This window comes from Marinagarivorans sp. (assembly GCF_982758155.1).
Genome location: NZ_CEXWTU010000288.1, coordinates 1 through 5255, shown reverse-complemented (window position 1 = coordinate 5255; position 5255 = coordinate 1). Strand labels below are relative to the sequence as shown.

The following is a 5255-nucleotide window of genomic DNA, read 5'->3' as shown; positions in this document are numbered from 1 at the left end:
GCCCCGGCATGCGCCCCTTCGAGCGCCTTGTTGAGAAAGTAGGCGCCTTCGTCTAATTGGACAAACTATTATTGCCTCGCCCCTGATTAGCGGGCGCGTTTTAGTGCGCTTTGGCTAAAATCACTTTCATCAATACCGGTTTTGAAACTGTAATCGGTCCAGTTGAGCGTGGTGCGCTTGCCCGTTTGGTGGTTCTGCACGATGTACTCCATCGAGCGCCAATACTTGTCGAGGTATTGTTGGTATTGGTTGAACTCTAAGGTTTTGAGGTGTGAACCTTTGCGGTCGAAATATTCAGTTTTGCGGATGATGTATTCTTTTTGGTCGATCCACACTTCGAGGTGTTGGTAACCCGAGTGATCGTATTGTGGTACGTATTTCACAACAAAAACGGGGTATTCGCCCAGGGTGTCGTCGCGTAGAAATTCATAACTGTATTTTTCGATCTCCAGTGACGACAAGTCTTCAAAGGCAAATTCACTGCCTAAAAATGGCCCCGACTTGTTGGACGAGCTAATGCGTTTTACGCGTTTGAGTGCGGGCAAAAATAGCCATTGCTGGTCGGCTTCGAGTGCGTGCGAAAAGGATAAAAAGGCAGTGCCTTTAACATCGCGCGGCTCGTGAAAAATGGTTAACGTTTTATCGCCATCGTTTTCAACTTCAAGGGTTTGCATTTCCAGTTTGCGCTGGCTGCTACGGCCTTGTTTGTTGGTGAGTGTCATCTCCATGGTGGCGTGGCTATCGCCCCAACCGCTGTCACGCACTTGTACTTCGGTGGCGATGGTTAGGCCTTTTTTGGCATTATCTTCTGCCCAGGCTTGGCCGCCGGTTAAGGCGCCAAGGCTAAGTACGCAGGCGGCTGCGAGTGTTGTTATGGGGGTAAAAAGGTTTTTAAAATTTTTCATGTTTTTCATGCTTTTCATAAGATAGCTCCATAATGTAAACGTTAATGCGCCCGCGCGGGGCACAGTGCCGCACCCTGGGTACGGCATATGTTGCGTTGGGGATTAGGCGGCAGAGTTCTCGGTGCGGCCTAAATGTGCGGAGTCGCTTTGTTGGGGGGCGCTGTGGTTTCCGGTTTGAAGGTACTTACCTTTATCCAAGGCCATTAGCAGTGGCGGTAATAATAAGAAATCCACAATCAATGCAATCGCGATGGTTAGGGCCGTAACAATGCCCATATCGGCGTTGAGCTTAAAGGTTGATAGTGCCAATACCGAAAAGCCTGCAACCAGTACTAGCGTGGTGACGACTAAGGCCTGGCCTACATGGGTAAAGGCATACAGGCAGGCTTCTTGTGCGTTGTAACCTTTTTCGCGGCGGGCGCGTAAGTACTTACTTAAAAAATGCACGGTGTCGTCAACCACAATACCGAGAGTCATACCGGCCACAATCGAGACACTCATTCCTATTTGGCCGTTGGCTAGGCCCCAAATTCCAAAGGCGATACCGGCGGGGACAAGGTTTGGAATTAAGCTGATCATGCCAATTTTGAAGGAGCGCAAGGCCAGGATTAAAATGAAAGAGATCAGTATTAAAGCGATGGTTGTGCCACCCAATAAACTGTGAGCATTGCGCACACCGATATGGGCAAACATCAGGTTGGGGCTAGCGGCATCAACGGTGTATTCCGGGGCGTTTTGTGCCAACCATTGATTAACGGATTGCTCTAACGCCAGCACTTGATTGCTACTCAAACTGACCGTAGACATGGTGATGCGCGTTGACGATTTATCCACATCAATTTGATTGTTGAGATCAAGGCCGTACGGCAAAGACATTTCATACAGTAACAAGTACTGAGCAGCGAGTTCGCGAGATTCGGGCAGCTTGTAGTAAGCGGGGTCATCACCATGCATGCTTTTGCTGAGGCGCTTCATGGTGTCGGTTAAGGTGAAAACGTGGCTGACTTCAGGGTAGCTTTCTAAGTGTTTTGAAAAGGCGTGTACTTTTGCCAAGTACGCGGGCTCTGCGATACCGCCCGGCTCACCGGACTTAAATGAGTACTCAATGGTGTAAGGGCTAACCAAGTGCTTGGAGGCATAGTCGGTATCAACACGGAAAGGCACGCTTTCATCAAAGTATTTGACAAATTCATCGTTAATTTCGTTTTTAGGAACAAAGGCGGTGAACAAGACGCTAATGGCGAGCATGCCCCATAGCAGTGGCTTGCGACGGTGAATAACGAGCGCACCCAGTGCACCTAAGCGGGTGCCATAGTTTCTTTGTGCCGCTTGAGGTTTGACTTTTATGGGCAACAAAACAACCAGTGCCGGTAAGAAGGTAACGCTAAGAATAAACGCTAAAGTCACACCCAGTGCCACAATGTTGCCGAGGTGGGCTAAAGGCGGTACCTCAGAAAAGTTCATGCTTAAAAAGCCGAGCGCGGTAGTGATAGACGTTAGGAATATGGGCATCATATTCACACGCAAGCTCTCGATCATGGCTTGCTCTTTATTTAAACCGCCGTTGCGCATACCCCATAAAAAGGTCACCAGTAAGTGCACGGCATCGGCAACGGCCATGGTTAATATAATGGTTGGGGCGGAAGCGGTAGGGGGGGTGAGCTTTAAACCCATCCAGCCAAAAATACCCATTGCACCAGCGATGGACAACATAATGATAAGCACCGTGCCAATGGTAGCGCTGACACTACGCAGCAAAAACCCGAGCACAACAATGACGACCAAAAACATCAGTGGTACCAAGGTCATCATGTCGCCTTGTGCGGCCTCGCCAAACGAGGCATTCATCATCACAATGCCGCTTAGGCGCACTTCCAAGTTGTTATCGCGGGCCTTAAGTTGCTCGGCTAAATCGCGCACAAAGGCGGCGGCTTCGGGCACTTCGGTTAAGGCTTTTCCGGGCAGCTGTAACGTAACATTCACGCCGGTAACGGTGCCGGTATTGTCGATTAAGCGCTTAATTAATAGGGGTTCGTTGATGGCAATGTTTTTAATGGACTTAAGCTCTGCCGGCGAGAGTGTATCGGCATCTAGGACTAAGTCGGCCACGCTGAGGTCATCTTCAACGGCTTCGGTATGCTGATAATTGGTGATGGAATCTACGCGAGTAGAGTAGGGGGTTTGCCACGCTTGCTCGGTTAACCACTGAAGGCTAGCCAGTGTTGCGGGTGTAAAAACATCACCATCCTTGGGGGTGATAACAAACAGCACATTGTCAGACTTATCGTAGGTATTTTGCATTTCCTCAAACGCTGCGAGCTGGGGATTCTCTTTGGCGAAAAAGGCACGGTAGTCATCGGTGAACGCAAGGTTCTTCCCTCCAGTGGCGGCAGCGATAACCACGGCAAGGCTCGCGAGCAGAATTAACCATCGAAAACGGATTACGGCTTCGGCATAACGGGTGACAAAACTCTGTTCCACAGGGGGGCTCCTTGTATAGAAGTAAAAGTAAACAGACCAGTTGGTCGGGTGCAATTACACGACAGACCAGTTGGTCTGTCAACAAGTAATTAGAATAATCAAACGGTGGCTATATACCAAGATGTTATTCATCGCGAGGTGGTTATAGCCTAGGCTTAAATGAAGTAATTGCCAGAATAGTGACACATTGGCTGTTTTAGAGACTGAAAAGTGTAAGGGGCGAGGCAATAATAGTTTGTCCAATTAGACGAGGGCTCCTGCTTTCTCAGCAAGGCGCTCGAAGGGGCGCATGCCGGGGCATGTAACGCTTTGAGCAACGCTGCTGAGGAGGCAGGAGGCAAGTATTATTGGATAAAGTATTTTTTCCTCGGCCCTAAAATGAAAAAGGAGTAATACTGTTGATCGTTGTGGTGTTAATGCATTCGTAAACGAGGCATAACGAAACGATTTTAGAGTGTTATCAATAAAGGAAATTACACCGTTTTTTACTATGACAAAATGCTTTTTGACAAAGATAGTCATAGCGACAATATTGGTATTAGGGGATTTAAATGTGCCCCATTTAAAGGAGTAACTTATGTTAGACAGTACAACCATTGAAGCCGCCCCGAAACAAAAAAATCAGTACCTCGGTCATCAGTATCAGGTAGAAGAGGACGAACGCAGGGTCGGCATGGAGCCAATTCCCGACAGCATCGACCTTTACCTAAACACCCCGCAACTCGACGCCTTGCAGACCATGGAATATTTTGGCTGGCAATTGGCTTTTGTGCGGCGCAGTGATTTAAGCAATATTATCCCCGTCATTAAGCACGAGAAAAAAGGCGAGTTTGCCGTATTGACTGGCGAGGGCGATATTATTCGCTCGCCTGATATTGGGATTCGGCACTAAGGGGCGCCCCTATAACGGTAGGATGTTTATATTATTGTACAGTCAGGTTACTTATTCTTTGTGTGCCGCGAAGGGATAGCAGCGTTACAGTCGCTATTCCTCGGTGACGCTCATCGCCGAAACCAGTAATTTCCCTTCCTCTGTCATCGCAAATGAAACCTCCACAAAGCTTTTGGTTACTATGGTTTCACCCTCCATTTCAAATTTCTCGGTAGCGTTATAAGAGGCCGACGAAGAGTCTACATCGTCGCCAATCACAATATTTAAATTCTCAACGTCATAACTGTGGGCGGTCGCCTTATCATTGACGCTGTCGACTAACGCTCTATATTTTTCCTTGGAAAACTTGAGCGACATATTAATGTTAGCGTCCTTAATTCCCGTTGGTCTTGTAATATGAGCGATGACCATAATGTCATCGGTGTAGTAGTTCATCATCTCGTCAATATTACCTGCGAGATACAGCGTTTTGACCTCATTAAATAGCGCTAAAACTTTCACTTTAGTGATTGTGTTTTTATGGGATTGGCAGCTTAAGAGGGAAAACATTAACAAGCTTAAAGTGATTTTATACATCATATGAAAGACTACTGTAGTGGATATGTACCAAGACTTTACCCAAGTAAGGGGCGAGGCTATATTGGGTTGGTTTAAAATTAAGTATAGGCAATGTATCGCCTGCCGAGCTTTTGGGTTGCTGATACTTATACTTCATATGAATAAAAAAATTGAGTGCTACCCATTCTGAGTATATTTGCTTTAGGTAATGAATACGTAGTTGCGCATTAACCTATACGCGTTCTGGAGCGGGCGGCATGATATCAAACTAAGGGGGTATTTGTTGTCGTTTCGACAATGACCATCAGGCTGCTTGTAAAGTAATGTTCAATTTGTAAATCTAACCGGTTTAGGGGCGTGAACTGAATAAGTTGCTGGAGTTTGGGTTTGTGGGTGCTTGCTTGGCGAGGCGAAAATAT

The 5255-nt window shown here is 47.2% G+C and carries 4 protein-coding genes; 1 reads left to right on the top strand and 3 read right to left on the bottom strand.

The annotated features are described in order from the left end of the window. Positions 1 to 86: 86 nt before the first annotated feature. Entirely contained in the window at positions 87 to 923 is an 837-nt protein-coding gene (locus tag AC3A8L_RS19560; RefSeq protein WP_487963952.1) for an outer membrane lipoprotein-sorting protein, read from the bottom strand. Positions 924 to 1007: 84 nt separating this feature from the next. After that, positions 1008 to 3386 (bottom strand): efflux RND transporter permease subunit, encoded by a 2379-nt coding sequence (locus AC3A8L_RS19555; RefSeq protein ID WP_487963951.1) that lies wholly within the window; start codon positions 3384 to 3386, stop codon positions 1008 to 1010. A gap of 577 nt (positions 3387 to 3963) precedes the next feature. On the opposite strand from AC3A8L_RS19555, the gene AC3A8L_RS19550 reads away from it, so the two are divergent. Then, on the top strand, positions 3964 to 4278 hold the full coding sequence (locus tag AC3A8L_RS19550) for a hypothetical protein (protein WP_487963950.1): 315 nt from the start codon (positions 3964 to 3966) through the stop codon (positions 4276 to 4278). A 93-nt stretch (positions 4279 to 4371) separates the two neighbouring features. Here AC3A8L_RS19550 and AC3A8L_RS19545 read toward each other — a convergent pair whose 3' ends face one another. Further along, positions 4372 to 4827 (bottom strand): nuclear transport factor 2 family protein, encoded by a 456-nt coding sequence (locus AC3A8L_RS19545; protein ID WP_487963949.1) that lies wholly within the window; start codon positions 4825 to 4827, stop codon positions 4372 to 4374. Positions 4828 to 5255 lie beyond the last annotated feature (428 nt).